Annotated in this window: 25 protein-coding genes; 12 read left to right on the top strand and 13 right to left on the bottom strand. The window is 73.7% G+C overall.

The genetic code is table 11. The annotated features are described in order from the left end of the window. Positions 1-5: 5 nt before the first annotated feature. From Q1A09_RS00190 to Q1A09_RS00140, 11 genes are all read right to left on the bottom strand, one after another. On the bottom strand, positions 6-908 hold the full coding sequence (locus tag Q1A09_RS00190; RefSeq protein WP_299950507.1) for a CoA ester lyase: 903 nt from the start codon (positions 906-908) through the stop codon (positions 6-8). Further along, complete coding sequence (locus Q1A09_RS00185; RefSeq protein ID WP_299950504.1) at positions 905-2,677, bottom strand: NAD(P)/FAD-dependent oxidoreductase; 1,773 nt, start codon at positions 2,675-2,677, stop codon at positions 905-907. Before Q1A09_RS00185 ends, Q1A09_RS00190 begins: the two co-directional genes overlap by 4 nt. A gap of 56 nt (positions 2,678-2,733) precedes the next feature. Continuing rightward, positions 2,734-2,928, bottom strand: coding sequence for a ferredoxin (locus Q1A09_RS00180; RefSeq protein WP_299950501.1), 195 nt, complete (start codon positions 2,926-2,928; stop codon positions 2,734-2,736). Positions 2,929-2,989: 61 nt separating this feature from the next. Further along, on the bottom strand, positions 2,990-3,769 hold the full coding sequence (locus Q1A09_RS00175) for an enoyl-CoA hydratase/isomerase family protein (RefSeq protein WP_299950498.1): 780 nt from the start codon (positions 3,767-3,769) through the stop codon (positions 2,990-2,992). After that, positions 3,766-5,412 (bottom strand): class I adenylate-forming enzyme family protein, encoded by a 1,647-nt coding sequence (locus Q1A09_RS00170; protein WP_299950495.1) that lies wholly within the window; start codon positions 5,410-5,412, stop codon positions 3,766-3,768. Before Q1A09_RS00170 ends, Q1A09_RS00175 begins: the two co-directional genes overlap by 4 nt. Further along, the gene (locus Q1A09_RS00165) at positions 5,409-6,953 is read right to left on the bottom strand and encodes a class I adenylate-forming enzyme family protein (protein ID WP_299950492.1); all 1,545 of its coding nucleotides are present in this window, start codon (positions 6,951-6,953) and stop codon (positions 5,409-5,411) included. The genes Q1A09_RS00170 and Q1A09_RS00165 overlap by 4 nt, the downstream gene beginning before the upstream one ends. Positions 6,954-7,013: 60 nt before the next feature. Then, a complete protein-coding gene (locus Q1A09_RS00160) occupies positions 7,014-7,529 on the bottom strand; it encodes an aromatic-ring-hydroxylating dioxygenase subunit beta (RefSeq protein ID WP_299950489.1) in 516 nt (171 codons plus the stop codon). Next, complete coding sequence (locus Q1A09_RS00155; RefSeq protein ID WP_299950487.1) at positions 7,522-8,811, bottom strand: aromatic ring-hydroxylating dioxygenase subunit alpha; 1,290 nt, start codon at positions 8,809-8,811, stop codon at positions 7,522-7,524. Before Q1A09_RS00155 ends, Q1A09_RS00160 begins: the two co-directional genes overlap by 8 nt. Continuing rightward, positions 8,808-9,299, bottom strand: a complete 492-nt coding sequence (locus Q1A09_RS00150; RefSeq protein ID WP_299950484.1) for a Zn-ribbon domain-containing OB-fold protein — start codon at positions 9,297-9,299, stop codon at positions 8,808-8,810. The genes Q1A09_RS00155 and Q1A09_RS00150 overlap by 4 nt, the downstream gene beginning before the upstream one ends. After that, positions 9,296-10,486, bottom strand: coding sequence for a thiolase family protein (locus Q1A09_RS00145; RefSeq protein WP_299950481.1), 1,191 nt, complete (start codon positions 10,484-10,486; stop codon positions 9,296-9,298). The genes Q1A09_RS00150 and Q1A09_RS00145 overlap by 4 nt, the downstream gene beginning before the upstream one ends. Continuing rightward, entirely contained in the window at positions 10,483-10,737 is a 255-nt protein-coding gene (locus tag Q1A09_RS00140) for a hypothetical protein (RefSeq protein WP_299950478.1), read from the bottom strand. The genes Q1A09_RS00145 and Q1A09_RS00140 overlap by 4 nt, the downstream gene beginning before the upstream one ends. A 276-nt stretch (positions 10,738-11,013) precedes the next feature. On the opposite strand from Q1A09_RS00140, the gene Q1A09_RS00135 reads away from it, so the two are divergent. From Q1A09_RS00135 to Q1A09_RS00115, 5 genes are read left to right on the top strand one after another with little or no spacing between them, the layout of a single operon-like run. Next, on the top strand, positions 11,014-11,889 hold the full coding sequence (locus Q1A09_RS00135) for an alpha/beta fold hydrolase (RefSeq protein ID WP_299950476.1): 876 nt from the start codon (positions 11,014-11,016) through the stop codon (positions 11,887-11,889). Between the two features lie 5 nt (positions 11,890-11,894). Continuing rightward, positions 11,895-12,698: a 2-oxo-hept-4-ene-1,7-dioate hydratase gene (hpaH, locus tag Q1A09_RS00130; protein ID WP_299950473.1), complete on the top strand. Its 804-nt coding sequence runs from the start codon at positions 11,895-11,897 to the stop codon at positions 12,696-12,698. Beyond that, entirely contained in the window at positions 12,695-13,480 is a 786-nt protein-coding gene (locus Q1A09_RS00125; protein WP_299950470.1) for an aldolase/citrate lyase family protein, read from the top strand. Before hpaH ends, Q1A09_RS00125 begins: the two co-directional genes overlap by 4 nt. A gap of 32 nt (positions 13,481-13,512) precedes the next feature. After that, positions 13,513-14,970: an aldehyde dehydrogenase gene (locus Q1A09_RS00120; protein ID WP_299950467.1), complete on the top strand. Its 1,458-nt coding sequence runs from the start codon at positions 13,513-13,515 to the stop codon at positions 14,968-14,970. Beyond that, positions 14,967-16,163, top strand: a complete 1,197-nt coding sequence (locus Q1A09_RS00115) for a CaiB/BaiF CoA-transferase family protein (protein WP_299950464.1) — start codon at positions 14,967-14,969, stop codon at positions 16,161-16,163. The genes Q1A09_RS00120 and Q1A09_RS00115 overlap by 4 nt, the downstream gene beginning before the upstream one ends. Positions 16,164-16,204: 41 nt before the next feature. Here the strand turns inward: Q1A09_RS00115 and Q1A09_RS00110 are convergent, their stop codons facing one another. After that, the gene (locus Q1A09_RS00110) at positions 16,205-16,885 is read right to left on the bottom strand and encodes a TetR/AcrR family transcriptional regulator (protein WP_299950461.1); all 681 of its coding nucleotides are present in this window, start codon (positions 16,883-16,885) and stop codon (positions 16,205-16,207) included. A 136-nt stretch (positions 16,886-17,021) separates the two neighbouring features. On the opposite strand from Q1A09_RS00110, the gene Q1A09_RS00105 reads away from it, so the two are divergent. Genes Q1A09_RS00105 through Q1A09_RS00095 form a run of 3 tightly spaced genes read left to right on the top strand, consistent with a single transcriptional unit; the run spans position 17,022 to position 19,916 of the window. After that, positions 17,022-17,615 (top strand): flavin reductase family protein, encoded by a 594-nt coding sequence (locus tag Q1A09_RS00105; RefSeq protein ID WP_299950458.1) that lies wholly within the window; start codon positions 17,022-17,024, stop codon positions 17,613-17,615. Positions 17,616-17,643: 28 nt separating this feature from the next. Beyond that, positions 17,644-18,831: an acyl-CoA dehydrogenase family protein gene (locus Q1A09_RS00100; protein ID WP_299950455.1), complete on the top strand. Its 1,188-nt coding sequence runs from the start codon at positions 17,644-17,646 to the stop codon at positions 18,829-18,831. Next, the gene (locus Q1A09_RS00095; protein WP_299950452.1) at positions 18,828-19,916 is read left to right on the top strand and encodes a CaiB/BaiF CoA-transferase family protein; all 1,089 of its coding nucleotides are present in this window, start codon (positions 18,828-18,830) and stop codon (positions 19,914-19,916) included. The genes Q1A09_RS00100 and Q1A09_RS00095 overlap by 4 nt, the downstream gene beginning before the upstream one ends. Positions 19,917-19,998: 82 nt before the next feature. Here the strand turns inward: Q1A09_RS00095 and Q1A09_RS00090 are convergent, their stop codons facing one another. Then, positions 19,999-21,453, bottom strand: a complete 1,455-nt coding sequence (locus Q1A09_RS00090; RefSeq protein ID WP_299950449.1) for an aldehyde dehydrogenase family protein — start codon at positions 21,451-21,453, stop codon at positions 19,999-20,001. A gap of 433 nt (positions 21,454-21,886) precedes the next feature. Here Q1A09_RS00090 and Q1A09_RS00085 point away from each other — a divergent pair, with 433 nt between their 5' ends. The 4 genes from Q1A09_RS00085 to Q1A09_RS00070 all read left to right on the top strand — a co-directional run bounded on the left by Q1A09_RS00085 (position 21,887) and on the right by Q1A09_RS00070 (position 25,665). Next, a complete protein-coding gene (locus Q1A09_RS00085) occupies positions 21,887-22,747 on the top strand; it encodes a mycofactocin-coupled SDR family oxidoreductase (RefSeq protein WP_299950447.1) in 861 nt (286 codons plus the stop codon). Between the two features lie 13 nt (positions 22,748-22,760). Next, the gene (locus tag Q1A09_RS00080) at positions 22,761-23,489 is read left to right on the top strand and encodes an alpha/beta hydrolase (RefSeq protein WP_299950444.1); all 729 of its coding nucleotides are present in this window, start codon (positions 22,761-22,763) and stop codon (positions 23,487-23,489) included. Further along, the gene (locus tag Q1A09_RS00075; RefSeq protein ID WP_299950441.1) at positions 23,486-24,415 is read left to right on the top strand and encodes a hypothetical protein; all 930 of its coding nucleotides are present in this window, start codon (positions 23,486-23,488) and stop codon (positions 24,413-24,415) included. Before Q1A09_RS00080 ends, Q1A09_RS00075 begins: the two co-directional genes overlap by 4 nt. Positions 24,416-24,486: 71 nt before the next feature. Beyond that, on the top strand, positions 24,487-25,665 hold the full coding sequence (locus Q1A09_RS00070) for an NAD(P)/FAD-dependent oxidoreductase (protein ID WP_299950438.1): 1,179 nt from the start codon (positions 24,487-24,489) through the stop codon (positions 25,663-25,665). The last annotated feature ends 11 nt before the right edge of the window (positions 25,666-25,676 follow it).

Genomic DNA, 25,676 nt, shown 5'->3' with positions numbered 1-25,676 from the left:
CACCGTCAGTCCGTCGCGCGGCCCAGGGTGCGCAACGCGCCCCGGTAGACCGGGACGTCGACGAAGACGTCATCCACCCGGAGCGACCCCACCCCGGCGTCCCGGGACTCCCACGCCTGCACGATCCGCTGGGCGCGAGCCCGGTCGTCGGCGGACCCGCGGAACCCGTAGGTGGCGCGGACCGCTGACACCTGCCCGGGGTGGATGGCGATCCGGCCGCCGAACCCGTGGGCGACCGATCGCCGCGAGTCCTCGGTCAGGCCGGCCTCGTCGGCGAGCCCCAACCACGGGCCGTCCAGCGGCGCTCCCCAGCCGGCCGCCCGGGAGTGCAGCACCAGCTGGGCCCGGGCGTGCTCGACCGCGGGGCTGCCCGGGGTGTTCTCGACCCCCAAGTCGGCGGTGAAGTCGACCGTCCCGAACGCCAGCAGCACCCGCCGGGACGGCGCACCGGCAGTCAGCTGTGCCAGCCGCGCGAGGCCCCTGGCCGTCTCCACCAGGGCCACCAGGGCCACCGAGCCCGGCTCCCGCCCGCGCTGCCGCTCCAGCTCGCGCAGCGCGGCGTCCAGCTGGGCCAGGTCGGCCGGGGACTCGGACTTGGGCAGCAGGACCGCCTCGACGGCCGGCCACACCGCGGCGTGGAGGTCGGCTGCCAGCACCCCCTCCTCGGCGGCGTTGACCCGCACCCAGAGCCGGCGGCCGGGCAGCCGGTCCGCCAGCGCCGCCTGGACCAGCTCCCGCGCCTCCGTTTTGCGCTCCGGCGCCACCGCGTCCTCGAGGTCCAGCACGAGGGCGTCGCCGTCCACCACGTCGAGCTTCCCCAGGTGGGAGGGGCTGTCGCCGCGCAGGAACAGCGCGGCGTGCGGCGTGCCCCGCCAGCCGCCAACGTCCCGTGTCGGTGCGGCGGTCATGAACCGGCGAGGATGCCGACGGGCTGCGGATCGGCCTCGCTGGGCTCGGTGCCGGTCAGGCCACCGGGCGGCGCCAGCCGGAACCCGGTGTAGCCGTCGGCGGCGACTGCGTCGCAGCGCTTGCGGTACCGGCCGACGCCGCCGGCGTAGGGCATGAACACCCGGGGCTTGCCCGGCACGTTGGCGCCCAGGTACCAGGAGTTGGCCTGCTTGTAGAGGGTCCGGTCCGCGGCGTCGTTGACGTGGTCGACCCACGCGTCCTCCGCCTCGACCTCCGCCTCGATCGTCGCCAGGCCCTCGTCCCGCAGGTACTCGAGGCAGTCCACGATCCAGTCGACGTGCTGCTCGACGGCGAGCACGACGTTGCTCAGCACGGCCGGGCTGCCCGGACCGGTGACGGTGAACAGGTTGGGGAAGCCCGCCGTGCCCAGGCCCAGGTAGGTCCGCGGGCCGGCCGCCCACTTCTCCCGCAGGGTGAGCCCACCGCGGCCGCGGATGTCCATCGCCAGCAGGGACCCGGTCATGGCGTCGAATCCGGTCGCGAAGACGATCACGTCGACCTCGTGCACTCGACCGTCGACCTTCACGCCGGTCTCCGTGATCTCCTCGATCGGCGTCTGCTTCACGTCGACCAGGCGCACGTCGTCCCGGTTGAACGTCTCGAAGTAGCCGGTGTCCACGCAGATCCGCTTGGAGCCGATCGGGTGGTCGGTGGGCACCAGCCGCTCGGCGACCGCGGGGTCCGCCACCGCCTGCCGGATCTTCTCGCTGACGAACTCGGCGGCCAGCGCGTTCGCCGCCAGGTCGGTGCCCAGGTCCTCGAAGGCCGCCATGAAGGCGAACCCGCCCATCGTCCAGCGGGCCTCGAACTGGGCGCGCCGCTCCTCCTCCGAGACGGCGAAGACCGAGACCCGGTTGGTCCGGATCATCGACCCGCCGAACGACCGGCGGGCCTGCGCCCGGTATTCGGCGTAGTGCTCCTTGACGTCGCGGACCTGCTCGGGGTCCAGCGGCTGGTTGGCCCCGGAGATGGAGAAGTTCGGCGTCCGCTGGAACACCGTCACGTGCGCAGCCTGCTCGGCGATCAGCGGAAGCGACTGGATGCCCGAAGAGCCGGTGCCGATCAGCGCGACTCGCTGGCCGGTGAAGTCGACGCCCTCGTGCGGCCAGCGCCCGGTGTGCACCGCGCGGCCGCGGAAGCGGTCCAGCCCCGGGAAGTCCGGGACCCGCGAGGAGGAGAGGCAGCCCACCGCCGTGACGACGAAGCGGGTACGCACCTGCTCACCGGCGTCGGTCGTGACCGTCCAGCAGTCGATCTCCTCGTCGAACACCGCGGAGGTCACGCGGGTCTCGAAGGTGAAGTGCCGGCGCAGGTCGAACCGGTCGGCGACGTGCTGGATGTAGGCCAGCAGCTCCGGCTGCTCGGGATAGCGCTGGGTCCACGTCCACTCCTGCTGCAGCTCCTCGGAGAAGGAGTAGGAGTACTCGACGCTCTCGATGTCGCACCGGGCGCCGGGGTAGCGGTTCCAGTACCAGGTGCCGCCCACGTCGCCGGCCACCTCGAAGCCGCGGAGCGAGAAGCCGTGCGTGCGGAGCTGGTGGATGGCGTAGAGCCCGCCGAAGCCGGCCCCGATGACGACGGCGTCCACGACCTTCCCCGGCGCCGGGTGGTCCGTTCCGCCGGTGGCGGGACCGGGGACGGCGGGAACTGCCTCGGGCACAGGTGCCTCGCTTCGCTGCGACGGGTGCGTCCACTGGTCGGTGGACATGACGACACTGTCAGAATAGCGGGGACACGGGTGGTCCGGGACCCCCGCGGGCCAGGTCAGGCCTCGATGACCTCGATGGCCTGCGCCGGGCAGGAGGCCGCGCCGAGCGCGGCGGCGTCCTCGTGTTCGGCCGGGACGTCGAGGTCCTCGACGGCGCAGAACCCGTCGTCGTCGAGCTCGTAGACCTCCGGTGCCAGCGCCGCGCATTGACCGTGCCCGGCGCACTCGATCTGCTTGACGTGGATCTTCACGGGAGCCTCCTGCTGGACGTGGCCGCGGACCGGGCCGCGGCGGTGGTGGCGCGCCGCCCGGTCATCGCAACCGCGGCGCGCGGCGCTCGGCCGGCTGGCGCGGACCGCCGCCCCGGTTGCCGAGCTGGGCGTAGGACAGGCCGGTGCGCTTGGCGTGCGAGGGCATCTGGTCCAGCGACTCCCAGACGGCCCGGACGGTGCCCTGGATCGCGTCGGGGCTGCGGGCGGCGATCTCCGCGGCCAGCTCCGCCGCGTGCGCCCACAGCCGGTCGCGCTCGACGACCTCGCTGACCAGGCCGATCCGCATCGCGGTCTCGGCGGTCATCCGCTCCTCGTTGCCCAGCAGCGCCCAGCGCATCACCTCACCGAGCGGGATGCCGCGGTGCAGCATGCCGATCGGCTCGAGCGCGGAGACCATCCCACCGCTGGCGTGCGGGTCGAAGAAGGTGGCCTCCGGGGCGGCGATGATGATGTCGGACTCGTTGAGCAGGTACATGGCACCGCCGGCCGCCATGCCCTGCACGGCCGTGATCACCGGCTTCCAGACCCGCTGCGATTTCGGCCCGAGCAGCGCGCCGGGGTCCTCCTGGGAGAACACCGGCAGGTCGTTCCACCACGGCCCCTCCCGGATGTCGATGCCGGTGCAGAACGCGCGGTCGCCGGACGCCCGCAGCACCACGCAATGGATGTCGGCGTTGGTGCGGACCTCCCGCCAGACCTGGTCGAACTCATCGACCATCTGCTCGTTGAACGAGTTCATCCGGTCCGGGCGGTCCAGGGTGACCGTCGCGACGTGGTCGGCCACGTCGAACAGCAGCGTGGACAGCTGCAGCCGGGTCATCGCAGCACCTCGGGGACATCGAGCGCCGCCGCGTCCCGGACGCGGCTGCGCAGCTGTGGCTTCATGACCTTCCCCATCGCGTTGCGCGGCAGCGCCTCGACGACCTCGACCTGGACCGGCAGTTTGCGCGGGTTCAGGCCGCGGTCGGCCAGGTGGGCGCAGAGCTCCGCGAGGGTCGGCACCGGGCGCCCGGGCTCCGGGACGACGACGGCGCAGACCCGCTCACCGGTCGCGTCGTCGGGCAGGCCGATCACCGCCACCTCGGCCAGTCCCGGGAAGTCCATCAACCGGTCCTCCACCTCGCGGGCGGAGATGTTCTCCATGTTCCGGATGATCACGTCCTTGATCCGCCCGGTGATCGTGAGGTAGCCCCGCGCGTCGATCCGGGCGAGGTCGCCGGTGCGGAAGTACCCGTCCTCGTCGAAGGCGTCGGCGTCCAGGGCGGCGTCGACGTAGCCGACCGTCAGCTGCGGCGCGCGGACGCGCAGCTCACCCACCTCGCCGGACTCGGCCCGGGACCCGTCGGGGCGCACCACGACCACCTCGGTGCCGGCTGGCGGGCGGCCCTCGGTCGAGATCAGGTCCGCCTCGTCGTCGGTGACGGCGGCCCAGCTCAGGTACGGGCACTCGGTGAGGCCGTACCCCGACAGGACGCCCACTCCGCCGAGCTCGGTCTTCACCTGGGTGTGGAACGAGGGAGGCCGGGGCGAGCCGCCCACCAGCCACGCCCGGACGTCGGGGAACATCGGGGTGCCCGGCTGCTGGCGCTGCCGCTGCAGGTAGGCCTTGATGAAGGGCACCCCGGACCCGCCGAGCGTCACCCGCTGCTCACCCAGCTGTTCGGGTGTCGAGGCGGGGTCGAAGACGTCGGTGATCAGGATGCTGGAGCCGGTGGCCAGCGCCGACAGCACGTGCAGCACGCCGCCGACGTGTGCCATCGGCGCCAGCGACGCGGTGCGGTCCGCCGGCACCGGGGCGACCGCCCGGCAAAAGGTGTCCGCGGCGGCCAGCAGCCCCTGGTCGGTGTGCTGGGCGCCCTTGGGCTCGGCCGTGGTGCCCGAGGTGTAGAACAGCCAGCGCACCGGCGGCCGGCCGTCGGGTCCGGAGCGCGGCGGCTCGGGCGGCAGGGTACCGGGGTCGCCCTCGGGCAGGTCCCGGTCGACCACCAGCACCTCGAGGCCCGACTGGTCGGCGGCGACGAAGGCGGCCATCGCACCGTGCACGGTGCCCCGGAACACCGAGGGCACCACGAGCAGCCGGGACCCGGCCTGGCGGGCGATGAACCCGACCTCCTGCTCGCGCAGCATCATGATCAGCGGGTTCTGCACCGCGCCGAGCCGGGACAGCGCGAAGAACAGCACGATCGTCTCCACCCGGCTGGGCAGCTGCCAGGACACGACCGTCCCCGGCCGGATGCCCTGCGCCAGCAGGCCGGCCGCCACGCGCTCGGCCGACTCGCGGATCTCCCGGTAGGTCACCTCGCGCCGGCGTTCGTCGCGGACCAGGACGGCGTCCGGCGTGCGCTCGGCGCTCTCCCGCAGTAGCTGCCACACCCCGGCGGTGTCCAGCGCCGGCGTGGTCGGGCGCCATGTCGTCGTGCCGGTCGTCATCCCGGTGATCGTGCCGGTGATCGTGCCGGTCACGATGCCGCCACCTCGGAGGACACCTTCAGCTCGCGCTTGAGGATCTTGCCGGCCGGACCGAGCGGCAGCTCGGTCCGGAAGTCGAAGCTGCGGGGCTGCTTGTACCCGGCCAGCTGGGTGCGGCACAGCCCGGTGAGCTCGGCTTTGAGGGCGGCCCGGTCGACCTCGCCCTTGGGCACGACCACCGCGACCGGGGTCTCGCCCCACTCGGGGTGCGGCGCCCCGACGACGGCGACCAGGTCGACGAGCGGGTGAGCGCCGATGACCCGCTCCAGCTCGGCCGGGTACACGTTGAAGCCGCCGGAGATGATCATGTCCGCCTTGCGGCCGACGACGTGCAGGTACCCCTCCTCGTCCAGCCTGCCCAGGTCGCCGGACCACAGGCCGGTGGGCCGGAAGGTCTCGGCGGTCTTCTCCGCGTTCTTCCAGTAGCCGACGGCGAGCGAGTCGGCCTGGATGACGATCTCACCGACCTCACCCCGCGGCAGCTCCTCGCCGTCCTCGCCCACGACGCGGATCTGGGCCTGCGGCGTCTCGCGCCCGCACGAGGTGCGCAGCGACTCCTTGCCGGCGACCATCGCGCGGTGGTCCTCGGGGCTGAGGATGGTGACCTGCCCGCCGGCCTCGGTGAGCCCGTAGCGCTGCTGCAGGTCGCACCCCAGCCGCTCCATCGCCTCCTGGGCCAGGCCGGGCGGAACGGGTGAGGAGCCGTAACTGATCCGCCGGAGGCTGCTGACGTCGCGCTGCCGGCCGCTCTCCTCCAGCAGCCGCAGGGTGCGCAGCAGCATGGTCGGGATGAACGTCGTCATGGTGATCCGGCGGCGCTCGATCGCGTCGAGCACCGCCTCCGGGTCGAACCGGGAATGGATCTCCATGGTCTGCCCGAGGTACATCCAGCCCAGCGTCCGAACCATGCCGCCGGCGGTGAAGAACGGGGTCGTGGCCAGGAGCACGTCGGAGTGCCGCGCCTCGGTGACGATGGTGGTGTCCAGCGTCTGGGCGACCATGCCGCGGTGGGTGTTGACCACGGCCTTGGGCCGCCCCGTCGTCCCGCTCGTGTAGAGCAGGAAGTGGACGTCGTCCCCGGTCAGCGCCGCGGGCGTCGGGTCGACGTCGCGGCCCAGCTCCAGCGCCGCCTCGTACGGCCGGCCGACGCTCTCCCCGCCGATCTCCAGCACCACGTCGAGGTCGGCGAACACCGACGCGACGAGGTGCGCCTGGTCGGTGTGCACGATCGCCGCCTGCACGCCGGAGTCGGCGAGGATGTACTCGATCTCCGCCGGGGCGAGCCGGGTGTTGATCGGCACAGCGACCAGCCCGGCCTTGGCGAGCCCGAACGTGATCTCCGGCCACTCGCCGGTGTTGCGGGCACAGACCGCCACCCGGTCGCCGAGGTCGAGGCCGCGGCTGAGCAGGTGGGTGGCCAGCCGGTTGGCCCGGGCGTCCAGCGCCCCCCAGGTCACGGTGCCGGTGTCGGTGACCACGGCGGCCTTGCTGGGGTAGCGACGGGCGTTCCGCCGGGAGATGTCACCGATGAGCATGGGTCCTCACAGCGTCGTGATGAGCAGGGGCGGGGAGCGCTGTCCCCCGGGGACGTCGCCTCAGATGAGGAACGACATGGTGGGCAGCGCCCCGCCGGCGTTGACCAGGTGCACGGTCTTGGCGACCAGCAGGGGTCCGGCGTCGGTCAGCTGCACGCGGTGCACGTACCGGCCGGCCCACACGGTCATGGCGTACCGGTACTCGTAGAGCGCGAAGTTCGAGGCCACGGTGGTCGTGTCCTCGTCCCGGGCGACGACCTCGAGGTTGGAGATCGTGCGGCGCATGACCGAGGGCGGGGTCTGAGAGTGCCGGGTGCCGGTGTTGAGCTGCGCCACCCGGCTCTTGATCCGCCGGCGGTTGTCGTAGATGTAGGAGAGGGTGACCTCGGGGTCGTCCCCGGGGTGCATCGGCACCCAGTACAGGCCGTCGTCGGCCCAGAGCGACTCCCACTCGGAGTAGCGGGCCTCGTCGGCCAGCCTGGCCTCCAGGTAGATCAGCCCGGCCACCGCCGGGTCGACCGCGACGTCGGCCGGCTGCACCCGCACGACCTCCTGCACCGTGCCCGGCTCAGCCACGGGAACCCGCCAGCACGCCGGCCCAGTGCTTCCACCAGCCGCGCTGGGGCGTCTCGGCGCTCTTGTCGTGGTTGACCCGGCCGGTCTCGTCGTCGACGTCGGTGTCGCTCCCCCGGCTGAGCACGACCCACTCGGGGTCCTGCGCGGCCAGGCCCATCTGGTTGCGCTGTCCGATCTCGCCGTCGTCGGCGATGAGGAAGCCGGCCGGGCCCATCGCGCCCTCGGTGCGGCGCAGCGTCTTAGTGTTGATCTCCGGAGCACCGGGGATCAGCACCGGGGCGGTGAAGGCGATGGTCTCGCCGGCGTTGAGCGGCTCGACGGTCATCACGTTCATCTCGGCCAGGAACAGGTTGGGGAAGATCAGCGTGTGCGGCGGCCCGGACACCAGGGCCTGGTGGGCCTTGGCCGGACCGTGCGCGGCCTCCATCGCGGCGACGTATTCCGGGGCCTTCTCCCGGGGCAGCCGCCCGTACCAGATGAACTCCTCGTCCAGCCGGGTGTACTCGGGCTCGTAGTCGATCTCCGAGTGGCCGTTGCCCAGGTCGCGGACCAGCACCTCCACCTTGGAGGGCACGTGCGAGACCTTCGCCGGGCGCACCGCGTCGTAGACCGAGGCGTGGGTGAACAGCGCGTGGTAGCCGTCCACGTTGTTCTCCATCACCATCTTCCAGTTGCAGTTGTTGTGGTGCTTCATCCAGCCGGCCGACAGCTGGATCTCGCGGGTCGGCGAGAGGTCCAGCAGCCGGTCGATGGCCTTGGTCGCGTTGCCCAGGTGCTCCAGCAGCGAGATGCCGGTCGGGGCGAGCGAGGCGAACACGAAGCCGCCGTAGCTCTCCTGCCGCGGCGCCTGCACCAGGCCGAGCTCCTCGCGGACGGCGTTCAGCCGGTCGCCGTAGCCGTCCCGCATCGGCACCCCGACGAGCTTGCCGTCGTTGCCGAACGTCCAGCCGTGGTACGGGCAGCGGAAGGAGGAGCTGTTGCCCTTCTCGGCGTTGCACAGCCGGTTGCCCCGGTGGGTGCAGCGGTTGGCCAGCACCCGGACGACGCCGTCCTTGCCGCGGGCCACGACCATGGGCTCGCCGCCGATCCGCCGGGTCACGTAGTCGCCCTTCTCGGGCACCTCGCTCTCGTGGGCGACGAAGACCCAGCCCTCGCGGAAGATCCGCTTCATCTCCAGCTCGAAGACCTCGGGCGAGGTGTACACCGCGCCGTGCACCCGGTCGGGTTCGACCAGGGCGGTCACGTCGTGCGGCCGGGAGACCGGCGCTGCTGTCACGGTCATGGAGTGACCTCCGTATCGGATGGGTGAACGGGACGGATCTCTGCTGCAGCGAGCTCGGCGGCGGGGACGGCGACGCCGCCGACGGACCGGAAGCCGATCCGGACCGCCTCCCCGATCGCCGGGGCGCTCGCCCGGGGGGCGAGCGTGGTCATCACCAGCCGGTGGCCGGAGGCGAGCTCGACGTCGACCACCGGATAGGGCTCGGTGGCGAGCACCAGGCCCCGCTCCCGGCGGTGCACGGTGGTGGCCGAGTGCACCTCGCCGGTCGGGGCCACGGCCGCCCAGACGACGTCGGCAGAGTCGCACCGGTCGCAGGCCCGCTGCTCCAGCTCGAGGGCCAGGCCGCACGCCCCGCACGAGGGCAGCACCAGCTCACCCCGCGCGGCACCGGCGTAGAGCGGGGCGAGCACGGCGTCGGCGGCGTTCGGCGCGAGCCCCGGCGCGAGCAGCCAGTCCGCCCGGGCCAGGTCGGTCGCGGTCGTGGTCATGCCGCCTCCCGGTCCAGGACGAGCGCGGCATGGTGGTCGATCCGGCCGCCGATCCCCCCGACGAAGGCGGTGGTCACGCCGGGGACCTGCCGGGCGCCGCCGGTGCCGCGCAGTTGCACGACCGCCTCGACCAGCGGGGTCATCCCCTGCAGGTAGAAGCCGGAGAGCTGGCCGCCGCCGGTGTTGGTGGGCAGGTCACCCCCGGGACCGAGGGCTCCGGACCGGGCGACCGCACCGGCGGTGCCGGGGGCGCAGAAGCCGTACTCCTCCAGCAGGCACAGGGTGACCACGCTGAACGGGTCGTACAGCTCCCGGACGCCGACGTCCGCGGGCCGGCGACCGGCCATGGCCAGCGCGTCGTCGGCCGCCCGGCGACCGCCGCCGAACCACGACTCCGTGCCGGCCCGGCGACGCCGCACCGGGTGGTCGAAGCCCATGCCCAGGACGTGCACCGGCGGATGGCCACCCCGGCCCGGACGCCCGCTCACGACCACTGCGGCGGCACCGTTCACCGGCCGCGCGCAGTCGAGCACCCGCAGCGGGGTGGAGATCATGCGGCTGGCCCGATACCCCTCGGCGTCCAGCGGCGTGCGGACCACCGCGTCGGGGTTGTGCACCGCCCAGGCGCGGGTGGACACCGCCACCGCGCACAGGTCGTCGGGGTTGCCGCCGGTGACGTGCAGGTAGCGGGCGGCCATCAGGGCGTACGTCGGGACCGAACCCAGCACGCCGCTGGCGCGCTCCAGCCCGCGCACGCCGTCGGAGCCGCCGCTGTGCGCGTAGGTCGACCCGGCGCTGCCGCCGGGCTGCAGCGGCGCGTCGGCGAACACGCAGACCACGGTCTCGGCCATGCCGGCCCGGATGGCCAGCACGGCCCGGGCGACCATGGCCACCGTCGTCGCGCCCTTGATCTCCAGGTGCTCGAGCAGCCGTAGGTCGCCGAGGCCGATCTGCCGGGCCAGGGCCACCGAGAGGCGGTCCGGCCGCACGCCCTGGCTGGTGTTGACCAGCAGGCCGTCGACGTCCCGCTTCGTCAGCCCGGCGTCGGCCAGGGCGGCGGTGACGGCTTGCGCGGCCAGGTCGCCGGGCGCACCACCGGGTTCCAGCGACATCGTGGTCAGACCCAGGCCGACGATGCCCACCGGCGCACCGGGGACGGCGCCGGCGGGGACGGCCGCAGCCGTCACGTGCGCTCGTCCCGGTACTGCCCGACCCGCAGCCAGTTCAGCCGGTCGTCGGCGGAGGCCAGCGTCAGGCTCGCCAGCTCGATCGGCGACAGCAGGATCTCGGTGCCCGCCTCGGTGTCCTCGACCAGCAGCCGCGGACCGTGGCCGGCCGTGTCGAGGGTGATCCGCACGGAGGCGAACTCGTTCATCAGGGTGGCCAGCTCGACCCGCGTGCCGGCCTGCTCGGGCGACGTCCCGTCTCCGACGGTCACCGTGCCTCCTCCGTGTCGCGTGGCCGTTCCGGCCGCCGTGCCGCCTCGTCGGTGAGGGAACGGCGGGACCCGGCGAAGGGCCCTGACAGCGACCATATACTCGGTGTCAGAAATCGCATAGAGTCGCGACCCGGAGCGCTGCACCGCCCCGACCGCCGGCCCCTCCCGGGCCCGACCGGAGCTCGTCCGCGCGATCGACCACTGGCGGCCGCGACGCCGATGGGGCCCTGCGCCCCGGACCCCGCCGCCGCCGAGACCCGACCGAGAGGCACAGAGATGACCGGGTCCGAGACCCCGTACCGCAGCCTGTGGACGTCGCTGATGGACGTCTCCTTCCGGCAGCACTGGATCGACGTGGACGGGGTGTCCACCCGGGTGGCCGAGGCCGGCTCGCCCGACCTGCCCGGCCTGGTGCTGCTGCACGGCACCGGCGGCCACTGGGAGACCTTTGCCCCGAACCTCAAGGCGCTGAGCGCGCACTTCCACTGCGTCGCCATCGACATGGTCGGCAACGGGTTCTCCGACAAGCCCGACTACGACTACGAGATCCCGGTGTACGTCGAGCACGTCCGCGGGGTCATGGACGCCCTCGGGGTGCAGCGGGCGTCCTTCATCGGCATGTCACTGGGCGCGTGGGTGTCCGCGCGGTTCGCGCTGGACCACCCCGAGCGCATCGACAAGCTGGTGCTGCTCTCCCCCGCCGGGCTGATCGCGACCGAGTCCAACATGGCGCGGATCCGGGCCGAGCGCACCAAGGCCGTCCAGGACCCCACGTGGAACTCGATCAAGGCGATGTTCGACCACCTGATCGCCGACGAGCACAACCGGATCCCCGACGTGGTCGCCCTGCGCCAGGCCATCTACCGCCAGCCGGAGACCCTGCAGGTCATCGACCACGTGCTGATCCTGCAGGACCCCGCTGCGCGCGACCGGAACCTGCTGTCCGAGGCGCATTGGTCGGCGATCAAGGCCCCGACCCTGGTCGTGGCGTCGGGCAAGGACCACGGCGAGTACCAGAGCACCGCCCGCCGGGTGGCCGCGCTGATCCCCGACTCCGAGGTCTTCGAGATGCCCGAGGTGCGGCACTGGCCGCACTTCGAGGACCCCGAGGCGTTCAACGAGGCGGCCGTCCGCTTCCTCACCCGCTCCTGATCCCGGTGCTCTCCGCCGAGGACGTCGCCGACGCCGCCGCGCGGCTGGACGAGGCCGAACGCACCCGGACGCCGATCCGGCAGCTGTCCCTGCAGTACCCGGAGATGACGCTGGAGGACGCCTACGCCGTCCAGCGGGCCTGGGTGGAGACCAAGCTCGCCCGGGGGGCGGTGCTGCGCGGCCGCAAGATCGGGCTGACCTCCCGCACCATGCAGCAGGCGCTGTCGATCACCACGCCCGATCACGGCGCGATCTTCGACGACATGTTCTTCGCCGACGGCGGTGACGTGCCGACCGGGCGGTTCATCCGCCCCCGGGTCGAGGTCGAGCTCGCCTTCGTGCTGGACCAGGACCTGCGTGGGCCCGGGATCACGACCCTGGACGTGCTGGACGCCACCCGCTGGGTCACCCCGGCGCTGGAGATCCTCGACGCCCGGGTGCAGATGAGCGACCCGGAGACCGGGCACCTGCGCACGATCGTCGACACCGTGGCCGACAACGCCGCCGACGCCGGCATCGTGGTCGGCGGCCGGGCGGTGCGGCCCACCGAGGTGGACCTGCGCTGGGTCTCCGCGCTGCTCTACGTCAACGGCGTGATCGAGGAGTCCGGGGTCGCAGCCGCGGTGCTCAACCACCCGGCCAACGGGGTGGCCTGGCTGGCGAACGAGCTGGCCCGCTTCGACGTGGGCCTGGAGGCGGGCCAGGTCGTGCTGTCCGGTTCCTTCATCCGGCCGGTCCAGGCAGCGGTGGGCGACACCTTCCACGCCGACTACGGACCGCTGGGGGCGATCACGTGCCGGTTCCGGTGAGCCCGCCGAGCGCCGGCCGGCGCTGGAAGCAGCAGCTGGCCGGCGGCGATCCGCAGGTGGGCATGTGGGTCGCCTCCGGCAGCCCGTACGTGGCCGAGATCTGCGCCGGCGCCGGGCTGGACTGGCTGCTCGTCGACGCCGAGCACGCCCCCAACGACCTGCGCTCGATCCAGGCCCAGCTGCAGGCGGTCGCGCCGTACCCGGTGGTGCCGGTGGTCCGCCCGCCCGGCGGTGACCCGGTGCTGCTCAAGCAGCTGCTGGACGCCGGGGTGGAGGCGCTGCTCATCCCGATGGTCGAGTCCGGCGAGGAGGCCGCCGCGCTGGTCGCGGCCACCCGCTACCCGCCGGCCGGCATCCGCGGCGTCGGCAGCGCGCTTGCCCGCGCCTCCCGCTGGAACCGCACCCCCGACTACCTGGCCACCGCCGACGAGGGCATCGCGCTGATGGTGCAGGTCGAGTCGGTCCGGGGGCTGGCTGCGCTGCCGGACATCCTCGCGGTCGACGGGCTGGACGGCGTCTTCCTCGGCCCGGCCGACCTGGCCGCCTCGATGGGGCACCTCGGCCGTCCCGACCACCCTGACGTGGTCAGCGCCGTGGCGACGGCGATCGACGCGATCACCGCCGCCGGGGTGGCCGCCGGCGTCAACGCCTTCGCCGAGGACGCCGCCCAGCGGTACCTCGACCGCGGCGTCCGCTTCGTGCTCGTCGGCGCCGACGTCACGCTGCTCGCCCGGGGCAGCGAGGCACTGGCGACCCGCCACCGCGAGCAGCAGAACCCATGACACCCGACCGGGCTCGACCTGGAGGAGACACCATGCGCCACATCAGCATGCAGATCGGCGCGGACCGGCGTCCGGGGAGGACGACCTTCGAGTCGCTCGACCCGTACACCGGCGAGCCCTGGGCGACCGTCGCGGAGGCCACCGAGGCCGACGTCGACGACGCCGTCCGCGCGGCGCGGACCGCGTTCGAAACCACCTGGGGGCCGATGCCGGGTCGCGAGCGCGGCCGGCTGCTGCGGCGCCTCGGCGAGCTGATCACCGAGAACGCCGACGAGCTCGCCCTGGCCGAGACCCGGGACAACGGCAAGCTGCTGCGCGAGATGGGCGGGCAGGTCCGCAGCCTGCCCTCCTGGTACGAGTACTACGCGGGGCTGGCGGACAAGATCGACGGCCGGGTCGTCGACACCGGCCGGCCGGACTTCTTCGGCTACGTGTCCCGCGAGCCGGTCGGCGTGGTGGGGGCGATCCTGCCCTGGAACAGCCCGCTGCTGCTGCTGACCTTCAAGCTCGCCCCGGCGCTCGCCGCCGGCTGCACCATGGTCGCCAAGCCCTCGGAGCAGGCACCGGTCTCCATCCTGCTGCTGGCCGAGCTCTTCGAGCAGGCCGGCTTCCCGCCGGGGGTGTTCAACACCGTCAGCGGCGCCTCCCGCGAGGTCGGCCGGTGGCTCGTCGAGCACCCCGACGTCGACCGCGTCTCCTTCACCGGTTCGGAGACCACCGGCATCGCCGTGGCCCGGGGCGCGGCCGGGCACTTCGCCCCGGTGACCCTGGAGCTCGGCGGGAAGTCGGCGAACATCGTCTTCCCGGACGCCGACCTCGATGCCGCCGCCAATGGCCTGATCGCCGGCATCTTCGCCGCGGCCGGGCAGACCTGCATCGCCGGGTCCCGGGCCCTGGTGCACGAGGACGTCTACGAGGAGGTCGTCGCCAAGGTGGCCGACCGGGCGGCCCGGATCAAGCTCGGCGACCCGCAGGCCCCGGACACCGAGATGGGCCCGATCTGCTTCTCCGGCCAGCTGGACAAGATCCGGGACTTCGTCACCGAGGCCAAGGAGAAGGGCGCCGACATCATGACCGGCGGCGGTGACGGCGGGCTCGGGGGCCTGTTCTTCGAGCCCACCATCGTGGCCAACGTGACCAACGACGCCCGGGTCTGCCAGGAGGAGGTCTTCGGCCCGGTGCTCAGCGTGCTGAAGTTCCGCACCGAGGACGAGGCGGTCGCGCTCGCCAACGACAGCCGGTTCGGCCTGGCCGCCGGGGTGTGGACCCGCGACGTGCAGCGCACGTTCCGGCTGACCAAGCGGCTGCGCGCCGGAACGGTATGGGTCAACGCCTACCGGACGCTGAACTACGCGATGCCCTTCGGCGGGGTCAAGGCCAGCGGCTTCGGCCGGGAGAACGGCATCGAGGGGCTGCACGAGTACCTCACCGACAAGGCGGTGTGGATCGAGACCACCGGCGCCACCCGCGACCCGTTCGTCCTCGGGTGAGCGCGCCCGCCACCGGCGTCGACCCGGCCCGCCCGCTGGCGGGCATCACCGTCGTGTCGATCGAGCAGGCCGTGGCGGCGCCCTTCGCGACCCGTCAGCTGGCCGACCTGGGTGCCCGGGTCATCAAGATCGAGCGCCCCGGGAGCGGTGACTTCGCGCGCGGTTACGACGAGAGCGTCCGGGGGCTGGCCAGCTACTTCGTGTGGCTGAACCGGTCCAAGGAGTCGGTCTCGCTGGACCTCAAGCAGGAGCCGGCCAGGCAGGTGCTGGCCCGGCTGATCGCCGGCGCGGACGTCTTCGTGCAGAACCTCGCGCCCGGTGCCGCCGCGCGGATGGGGCTGTCCGCCGAGGAGCTGCGGGCGCGGGACCCGCGGCTGGTGGTGTGCGACATCTCCGGCTACGGCAGCTCCGGCCCCTTCCGCGACCGCCGCGCCTACGACCTGCTGGTGCAGTGCGAGACCGGGCTGCTGTCGGTGACCGGCTCACCGGAGGCCCCGGCGAAGGTGGGCATCTCGGTGGCCGACATCTCCGCCGGCATGTACGGGCTCTCGAGCGTGCTCACCGCGCTGTACGCCCGGGAGCGGACCGGGCAGGGGGCGGCGGTCGAGGTGTCGCTGTTCGACTCGCTGACCGAGTGGATGTCCCAGCCGCTCTATTACGCCATGTACACGGGCACCCCTCCCCCGCGCACCGGCACCAGCCACGCGACCATCGCGCCCTACGGCACGTTCGCCACCGGCGGCGGCGGCAGCGTGCAGCTCGCCGTGCAGAACGACCGGGAGTGGCGGCGGCTGTGCGACCAGGTCCTGGAGCGACCGGAGCTGGCCGACGACGCCCGGTACGCCACCAACGCGCTCCGGGTGCGGCACCGGGACGTCCTGGTGCTGGAGGTCGAGGCGGCCCTGGCGGCGCGGTCCGCGGACGAGGTGCTGGCCCGGCTGGACGCCGCCCAGATCGCCAACGGCCGGTTCAACGAGGTCACCGACCTGCTGGACCACCCCCAGCTGGACTGGGCCGAGGTGGGCACGTCGGTGGGCCCGGTCCGGGCGCTGCTCCCGCCGGCCCGGATCGGCGGGGTCGAGCCCGTCATGGGCCCGGTGCCGGCCGTCGGCCAGCACAGCGACGCGGTGCTGGCCGAGCTGGGGCTGGACCCGGAAGCGATCGCCGCGCTGCGCGCGTCCGGCGCGGTGTAGCGGACGGGCCGGGGCGCCGGCCGGCACGGGGCCTCGGGACGTCAGGCCGGGTGGGCCGACGGCGTCGGGCCAGCCGCGAACGGCGGCGCGTCGAGCCCGCGGCCGACGACGTCGATGGCCTGCAGCACGTGCTCGCGCAGCTCCCCGCCGTGGACGGCGAACCGCCGGGCCCCGGTGACCAGCGCGGTCGCGGCGATCACCCCGGCGATGTCCGGCCACGGATCGGTGGGCGCCTGGCCGCAGCGCCGGGCGAAGGCGGCGGACAGCAGCGGGCTGGTGACCGCCACGACCTGCTGGATCATCCGGTTGCCGGCGCGGCAGGCGGCCACGGCGGCCTGCCACCGCCGCAGGTCCTCGTCGCCGGCGCGGGAGCGCTCGTCGACCGCCTCGCGCATCGCCGCGAACGGGGGCTCGCCGGCCGGACGACGGTCGATCGCCTGCTGCACCTCGGTGGCCAGGGAGGTCGGCGTCACCAGGAGGACGTCCTCCTTGCCCGGGAACCGGCGGTAGAAGCTGCGCACCGAGACCCCGGCCGCCGCGGCGATCCGAGCGACCGACACCCCTTCCATCGGCTCGGCGATGAACAGGTCCAGTGCGGCGCGCTCGATGCGCCGCACGGTCTCGTCGGCGTGGGTGGCGGCCAGCCCGCCGGGGTGCCGGCCGTGGTGGGCGGCCGGAGAGGGGAGCTCCGTGCGGGCGGGTCCCCCGCCGGTCGGTTCCACTGGCACAGTGTGCCTTGCCCTCGCGTGGCACAGTGTGCCAAGTTGAGGGGGCAGCCGCACCGCCCGCCTCCGGGGTCACTCCGGGCAGGCGCCGCGACGATCCATCCGCGCACGTTCCCGCAGGGAGATCCCACGCATGGGCCCGGACCTCGACGCCGCAGCCGCGACCCTCAACGGCCTCCGGCCGTTCCCGGTCGCGATCACCACCGTGTCCGGCGGCCGGACGAACGGCCTCATCTCGCTGTCGGCCGGCGGCGGCAGCATCCTCCCGGAAGCGCCGCGGGTCACGATCAGCATCACGAAGTACAACTTCAGCCACGACCTGGTGCGGGAGTCCGGCGTCTTCGCGCTGCACCTGCTCGGTGCCTCCGACGAGCTCCTGCCGCGCTCGCTGCGGACGATCATGACGCTGGGGGGCAGCTCCGGTCGCGACGGGGACAAGCTGGCCGGCCTGGACTGGACGCCTGGCGTCACCGGGTCGCCGGTCCTCGCCGACGCGCTCTCCTACGTCGAGGGCCGCGTCGTCGGCGTCCTCGACAACGAGGAGAACTCGATCTTCCTCGCCGACGTGGTCGCCGCCGAGCGGCTGCACGGCGGTCGCCGTCTGGACATCGGCACGGCCTGGAAGGCGCTCCCGGCCGAGTGGACGGAGACCTACGACCGGGAGCACCTCCACCAGACCAACGCCGCCCGGCGGGCCCGCGGCCTGCCCGAGCTCACCGACCACTGACGCAGCGACCGACCCGCGGAGGACTGACGTGGTACTGGACCAGCCCGATCCCCCGGAGGCCGCCGGCGCCTGGGAGCTCCCCGCCGAACTCGTCCTGCTGCGGGAGACCGTGCGGCGGTTCATGGCCGACGAGGTCCGCCCGCTCGAGGAGTCCCTCCCCCACGACGCCGCCGGAGCCCCGCCCGAGGAGCTCGCCCGGCTGCAGGCCCGGGCCCGCCACCTGGGGCTGTGGGCGCTGTCCACCCCCGCGGAGTTCGGGGGCGCGGGCCTCGGCGTCCTCGGTCAGGTGGTGGTCGCCGAGGAGGCGGCCAAGTGCCGGATGGGCGCGTTCTTCCCGGCGGCCGGGGCGTTCGGGGGCAACCCGCCCAACGTCGTCCTGTCCGGCACGCCCGAGCAGTTCGACCGGTACGCCCGGCCGATCATCGAGGGCCGGGCCGGGCGGGCGTTCACCGCGATCAGCGAGGCATCCGGCGGTTCGGACCCGGCCCGCGCCATCCGGTGCCGGGCCGAGCGCGACGGCGACTGCTACGTGCTCAACGGCGCCAAGATGTGGACGACGCACGCCGGCACCGCACAGTGGGGCGTGGTGTACGCCCGCACCGGCGACCAGGGCGACCGGTCGGGCATTTCGGCGCTCATCGTCGATGCGAACGCGCCCGGCCTCACCAAGCGCCCCATCCCGGTGATGAGCTCCTACCAGCCCTACGAACTGCACTTCGACGACGTCCGGGTACCGGTCTCGGACCGGATCGGCGCGGAGGGCGATGGGTTCGCCCTGGCCGGGAGGTTCCTCGTCGCCGGGCGGATCACCTACGGCGCCGGCCCGGTGGGCATCGCCCAGCGGGCGCTCGAGCTGGCCGTCGCGTGGGCGAAGGACCGGGTGGTGTTCGGCAGCCCGCTGGCCGACAAGCAGGGCATCCAGTGGATGCTCGCCGACAGCGAGATCGAGCTGCGCGCCGCCCGGCTGCTGATCTACCAGGCGGCCTGGAACGCCGACCTCGGCCGGGACGTGCGGGTCGACGCCTCCGTGGCCAAGCTCTACAGCACCGAGGCCGCCTTCCGCGTGGTCGACCGGTGCGTGCAGGTCTTCGGTGCGATGGGCCTGTCGGCGGAGGCCCCGCTGGAGCGGTGGTTCCGGGACCTGCGGGTCAAGCGGCTGGGTGAGGGCGCCACCGAGGTGCAGCGCATGGTGGTCGCCCGCCACCTGCTCCGGTGAGCGGCCCGCTGGCCGGCGTCCGGGTCGTCGAGCTGGCCGGGATCGGCCCCGGCCCGCACGCCGCGATGCTGCTCGGCGACCTCGGCGCGGACGTCGTCCGGGTGCAGCGTCCCGGCCGGCCGGCGGCCGCGGGTGAGCCCGGCAACCCGCAGCTGCGCAACCGCCGGGTGGTGCAGGCCGACCTGGCCGACCCCGCCGACCGGGCCGCCGTCCTGGACCTGGTGCGGGCGGCCGACGTGCTCATCGAGGGCTTCCGGCCCGGGGTCACCGAGCGGCTCGGGCTGGGCCCGGAGGACTGCGCGGCGGTGAACCCGCGGCTGGTCTACGGGCGGATGACCGGCTGGGGCCAGGACGGCCCGGACGCCCACCGCGCCGGCCACGACATCAACTACGTCGGCGTCACCGGCTCGCTGAACGCCATCGGGCATCCCGGGCAGGCGCCGGTGCCCCCGCTCAACCTGGTCGGGGACTTCGGCGGCGGCTCGCTGTACCTGGTCGTCGGCATCCTGGCCGCGATCGTGGAACGTGCCGGGTCCGGCCGGGGACAGGTGGTGGACGCCGCCATCGTCGACGGCACCAGCCACCTGTCGCACGTGATCTGGAGCCAGCGGGGCCTGGGCCGGTGGGACGAGTCGCGAGGCTCGAACGTGCTGGACGGCGGCGCGCCGTTCTACGACTGCTACGCGACCTCCGACGGCGGTTACATGGCCGTCGGCGCGCTGGAGCCCCAGTTCTACGAGCGGTTCGTCACCGCGCTGGGCCTGGACCCCCGCGACCTGCCCGCCCAGCGCGACGCGTCGTCGTGGCCGCGGATGCGCGAGCGGTTCGAGCAGCTGTTCGCCAGCCGGACCCGGGACGAGTGGGCGGCCGTGTTCGCCGAGGTCGACGCCTGCGTGACGCCGGTTCTCGCCTTCGGTGAGGCGACCGGCCACCGCCAGCTCGCTGCCCGCCGGACCCTGATCGACGTCGACGGCATCACCCAGCCGGCGCCCGCGCCGCGGTTCTCGCGCACCGCCGCGGACCCTCCCACCCCGCCGCCCTCGACCACCGTCGGGGTCGACGAGGTGCTCGCCGGCTGGGGCTGAGCCGGCGCCGGACCCCGGTCCGCGGACCCGGACCCCGGCTGCCGGTCGCTGGGCGAGACCGGCAACCGAGGTGACGACCGGCTCAGACCGGGAAGCTGACCGTCTTGGTCTCCAGGAAGTCCTCCAGCCCCTCCGGGCCCCACTCCCGGCCCAGGCCGCTCTGCTTGTAGCCGCCGAACGGTGACTCGACGTCGAACCACTGGGCGCCGTTGACGGCGATGGTGCCGGTGCGCAGCCGGTTGGCCACGGCCATCGCCCGGTCGACGTCACCGCTGTAGACGCCGCCGGAGAGGCCGTAGAGCGAGTCGTTGGCCAGCCGGACCGCGTCGTCGTCGTCCTCGAAGCCGACGATGACCAGGACGGGGCCGAAGATCTCCTCCCGGGCCAGCCGGCTGTCGGCGGGGACGTCGGTGAACACGGTCGGCTGGATCCAGAACCCCCGGTCGAACTGGGTGGCCGGACCGCCGCCGGTGACCAGCCGCCCGTCGGCGCGGCCGACTTCCAGGAAGCCGAGGACCTGCTCGTACTGCCGCCGGTTCACCACCGGCCCCATCATGTTGCTGATGTCGGTGGGGTCGCCGTACTTCAGCTGGGACATGACGGCGCCGGCGATCTGGGCTGCCTGGTCCATCAGCGAGAACGGCACCAGCAGCCGGGTGTGCAGCGCGCAGCCCTGCCCGGCGTGCATGCACACCCCGCCGGCGGTCATCCCCACGGCCAGCTCCAGCAGCGCCTCGTCCAGCACGATCGCCGCGGACTTGCCGCCGAGTTCCAGCGACACCCTCTTGATCGTGTCCGAGGCGTTGCGCATGATCCGCCGGCCGGTCGCCGTCGAGCCGGTGAAGGTGATCTGGTCGACGTCCCGATGGGTGGTCATCAGCTCGGCCACCGCGTTGTCCGAGGTGGTCAGCACGTTGAGCACTCCCGGCGGCAGATCGGTCTCGGCGGCGGCCGCGGCCAGCATCGTGCCCGACCACGGGGTGTCCGGCGCGGGCTTGAGCACCACGGTGCAGCCGGCGGCCAGCGGGGCGGCGATCTTGGTCAGGTTGAGCTGGAAGGGGTAGTTCCACGGCGTGATCGCCGAGACCACCCCGGCGGCCTCCTTGCGGACGACCCGGCGGGCGGTACGGCCCATGATCTCCTTCGGCGGCAGCTCACGCTGCCACGCGTGCTCGCCGATCATGTCCGTGTAGTAGGACAGGTTGTCAATCGGGCCGTCGACCCCGATGGTCATGGCCAGGCCCACCGGCATGCCGGTCTCGGCGGTGTGCGCCGCCCTGATCTCCTGGACGTCCTTGCGCAGCTGCTCCTGCAGCTGGCGCAGGCAGTGCTGCCGGAAGGTGACGTCGGTGGCCCACCGGCCCTCGTCGAAGGCCGCTCGCGCGGCCGTGACGGCCCGCTCGACGTCCTCGGGCCCGGCGTCCGGCGCCGTTCCGATGACCTCCTCGGTGGCCGGGTTGACGTTGTCGTACTCGCGACCGCCGGTCGCCTCGACCAGCTCGCCGGCGATGAGCATCCGCTGCCCGGTGACGTACATGGCTTTCCTCCGGTGCTCGGGGCGCCACGCTGCGCCTCTGCGTCCGAAGCACCCCACCGAGGCGGCACCCAGGACCCGGCCCAGCCTCGCCCATTCAGGTAGACGAGTCAACGCTTTCGCTGATCACACACCGTCAGAAGCAGGCCGGTTCCCGGCCTGCCGATCGGGCAGATGATTCTGCTGTTCACGGTTGACGACGTTCTCCAGCTGTGGCTAGCGTCACGGCTCCGGCGGATGCGGGGCAGTCGTCCGGCTCAGCCCCGCGCCCTCCGCCCGGCGACCACGCCGGCGCACCCGCCGGAGCACCCGCCGGGGCACCGCGTCCACTCCGCCAACGGGTGACCGCGGGGCGCACACGATCTGCGTGGTCCTCGACCACGCCCGCCGGGGCCACCAGGCCCCGGTCTCTCCACCACCAGTGAGGACTGTCGAAATGGGTCGCGTCGAAGGCAAGGTCGTCTTCATCACCGGTGCAGCGCGCGGGCAGGGTCGCGCGCACGCGCTGCAGCTGGCCGCCGAGGGCGCCGACATCATCGCCGTGGACAGCCTGGAGGACATCGCCACCAACGAGTACCCGATGGCGCGGCAGAGCGACCTGGACGAGACCGCCAAGCAGGTGGAGGCGCTGGACCGCCGGGTCGTGGCGCTCAAGGCCGACGTCCGCGACCGCGCCGGCCTTCGCGCCGCGCTGGACCAGGGCGTGGCCGAGCTCGGCAGGCTGGACGCCGTCGTCGCCCAGGCGGGCATCGCCCCGCTCGGCAGCCCCGACCAGCAGGCGTTCCTCGACGCGGTGCAGGTCGACTTCGTGGGCGTCGTCAACGCCGTCGAGGCCGCACTCCCCCACCTGGCCGACGGCGCGTCGGTCGTCGCCACCGGCTCGCTGGCCGCGATGCTCCCCGCCACGACGGACAACCCGGCGGCCGGACCGGGCGGGCAGGGCTACACCTGGGCCAAGCGGGCCGTCGCCTCGTTCGTCAACGACCTGGCGCTCGTGCTCGCACCCCGCAGCATCCGCGCCAACGCCGTGCACCCGACGAACGTCAACACCCACATGCTCAACAGCGACATCATGTACAAGCTGTTCCGCCCCGACCTGCCCAGCCCGACCCGGGAGGACGCCCTGCTCGCCTTCCCGGCGATGAACGCCATGCCGGTGGGCTTTGTCGAGCCCGAAGACATCGCCCAGGCCGTGCTGTTCCTGGTCTCCGACGAGTCGAGGTTCGTCACCGGCATGCAGCTGCGCGTCGACGCCGGGGGCTACCTCAAGGCCCGGCCCCAGCAGCCCACCTTCTGAGCGGGGGCCGACGATGACCACCTTCGCCCTGATGCACGGCGGGCAGCACGGCGGCTGGTGCTGGGAGCTGCTGACCCCGGAGCTGGAGGCGGCCGGCTTCGCCGTCGTCGCCCCGGACATGCCGATCGAGGACCCGGCAGCCGGGGCGGCCGAGTGGGCCGGCGCGGTGGCCACGGCCCTCGACGGCGTCTCCGACGACGTGATCGCCGTCGCGCACTCGATGGGCGGGCTGGCGCTGCCGGTGCTGGCCGCGCTGCGACCGGTCCGGCACATGGTGTTCCTGGGCGCCATGGTCCCGGTGCCGGGGCACACCTTCTTCGAGTACCTCGGCACGCCGGAGGGGCAGACGGCGATCAGCATGCCCTTCGACGACAGCGACCCCGACGAGCTCGGCCGCGGGGCCTTCTCCTGGAACCGGGCGCGGACCTACTTCTACCCGGATGTCCCCGAGCCGCTGGCCCGGCGGGCGTGGGAGCGGCTGCGCGGCAACGCCCTCACCGTCTTCACCGAAACCTGCCCGATCGACACCTGGCCCGACGTGCCGGCCACGTCGGTGGTGATGACCGCGGACGCGGCCGTTCCGCCGGCCTGGGAGCGGGCCGTCGCCGCCGGGCGGCTCGGCTCCGAGGTGGTCGAGTTCCCCGGTGGGCACTCGCCGTTCCTCAGCCGGCCGCGCGAGCTGGCCCAGGTGCTCATCGGCATCGCCGAGCGGGCCGGCGACCGGACGGCGGCGGGCGCGTGACGTCCGGGAGCTCCGCCGGCCGGCCCCCCGGCCAGCCGCCGGAGCTCCCGGTCCGCCCCGGGCACCTCCACCGGCTCGGCCTGGTCACCGACCGGCCGGGCGCCGAGGCCGGCGCCTGGCTGGCCCGCACCCTGGGCGCCGTGCCGATGACCGGTGGCATGGTGAGTGCCCGCGGCTTCCCGGTCCCCGCCGCCGGCGCGCTCGCGGAGTCGGCGACCGACTCAGCCCTGTTCTGGCTGGGCACCTCGCCGCTGGCGGTGTTCTCCCCGACGGACCCGGGCAGTCCGGTCGTCGGGTTCCTGCGCCGGTACGGCCCCGGCGTGCACTCGCTGGCGTGGACCGTCGACGACCTGTGGACGGTCGAGGCGCTGTTGCGCCGGGCGGACGTGCGGATCACCGGCGTCGACGTCCCGGGCCGACACCTGTTCATGCACCCTCGGGACACCGGCGGGGTGCTCATCGAGTGGACCGACCTGGAGCTCGCCGGCGAACCGCGTGCGGGCGCGCCGGCCCCGCTCGCGTCGGGCGCGCCGTCGGTGCCGGTCCTCGGGCTGGCGTGGACCACCGCCCTCGTTCCGGACGTGCGGGCGACCGCCGACCTCCTGGGCCACCTGGTCGCCGTCACTCCGCTGCCCGGTCCCGGCGGACGGCGGAACGACCCGGACGGGCCGCTGGACCTGGCCGTCGGCGACACCGTGCTGCGCCTGGCCACCGGCCCGGGGACGGGCCGGCTCGCCTCCTTCTGCCTGGCCGTGGCCGACCTCGCCGCGACCGAGCGCCGGTTGTCGACAGTCGGCATCCGGGTGCTCCACCGGACCGGGGCGGTGCTGGCCACCGATCCGGCCGACACGCTGGGTCTGACGATCGAGTGGACCGACCGGCACACCCTTCCGGCGCACACCGCCAGGGACGGACCAGGTTTCTGACGGTTGTGTCATCATCGGTCGGGAGCACCGTCGACCGGGGACGGCTCCGCGCCGGGAGAGAGGGATCAGCTGTGGAACACGTCGTGGTCGTCGGGGCCGGCCTGGCCGGGCTGCGCTCTGCGGAGGCGCTGCGCGCCGCCGGGCACACCGGCCGGCTCACCGTCGTCGGCACGGAACCGCATCCGCCGTACAACCGACCGCCGCTGTCGAAGGCCGCGTTGACCGCCGGCGTGGACATCGCCGAGCTGCGCTTCCCCCAGCGCGCCGCGACCGGCGACGTCCACTGGTGCCTGGGCACCTCGGTGGTCGCCGCCGACCTCGGCGCCGGCCGGCTCACGCTGTCCGACGCGGCGGAGCTGGACTTCGACGGGCTCGTGGTCGCCACCGGGCTGCGGCCCCGACGGCTGACCCTGCCCGGGCCGGTCCCCGGCCGGCACGTGCTGCGCACCCTGGACGACGCCCGGGCCCTCGCCGCCGAACTGGGGCCGGGGCGGCGGCTGCTGGTCGTCGGCGCAGGGCTGGTGGGGATGGAGCTGGCCTCGACCGCCGTCGACCTCGGTTGCCCGGTCACCGTCAGCGCTCCGGAGCCGGTTCCGCTGCTGCGGGCCCTCGGCCCCGAGGTCGGCGGCGAGCTGGCCCGGCGGCACGCCGACCGGGGGGGCACGTTCCTGCTCGGCCGGCTGCCGGTCCGCTACCTGGGCGCCGACCGGGTCACCGGGGTCGAGTTCGACGACGGCAGCCAGGTCGCCGCGGACGTCGTCGTGGAGGCGGTGGGCAGCCATCCGGAGGTGGAGTGGCTGGCGGGCAACCGGATCGACCTGGCCAACGGCGTGCGGACCGACGGGCACATGGCGGTGCTCGACACCGACGGCCGGCGCGTCCAGGGCGTGGTCGCGGTGGGCGACGTCGCCGGGTTCCCCTATCCCCGCTTCGGCGGTGGCACGCACCGGGTGGAGCACTGGTCCCTGCCCACGCTCACCGGCCGGCACGCGGCCCGCACGCTGCTCGGGCTGGAGCAGGAGCCGCTGGACCTGGTGCCCACCATGTGGACCGAGCAGGCGGGCATCCGGCTGGACGGCCAGGGCCTGCCCGGCCTGGCTGACAGCTGGGAGCTCGTGCAGGGCGACTGGGCGACAGAGTTCCATGCCCTGGGGCGCCACGGAGCCGATCCGGTCGCGGTGCTGGGCATCGGCGACGTCCGCGGGCTGATCAAGCGGGGACGCGAGCTCGGCGTCCCGTCGGCCGGCTGACGCCGGCGCCG

It is taken from the genome of uncultured Modestobacter sp., assembly GCF_947486615.1.
Classification (GTDB): Bacteria; Actinomycetota; Actinomycetes; order Mycobacteriales; family Geodermatophilaceae; genus Modestobacter.
Note: the sequence above shows the minus strand (reverse complement) of the source record. Positions and strands in the feature narration are given on the sequence as shown.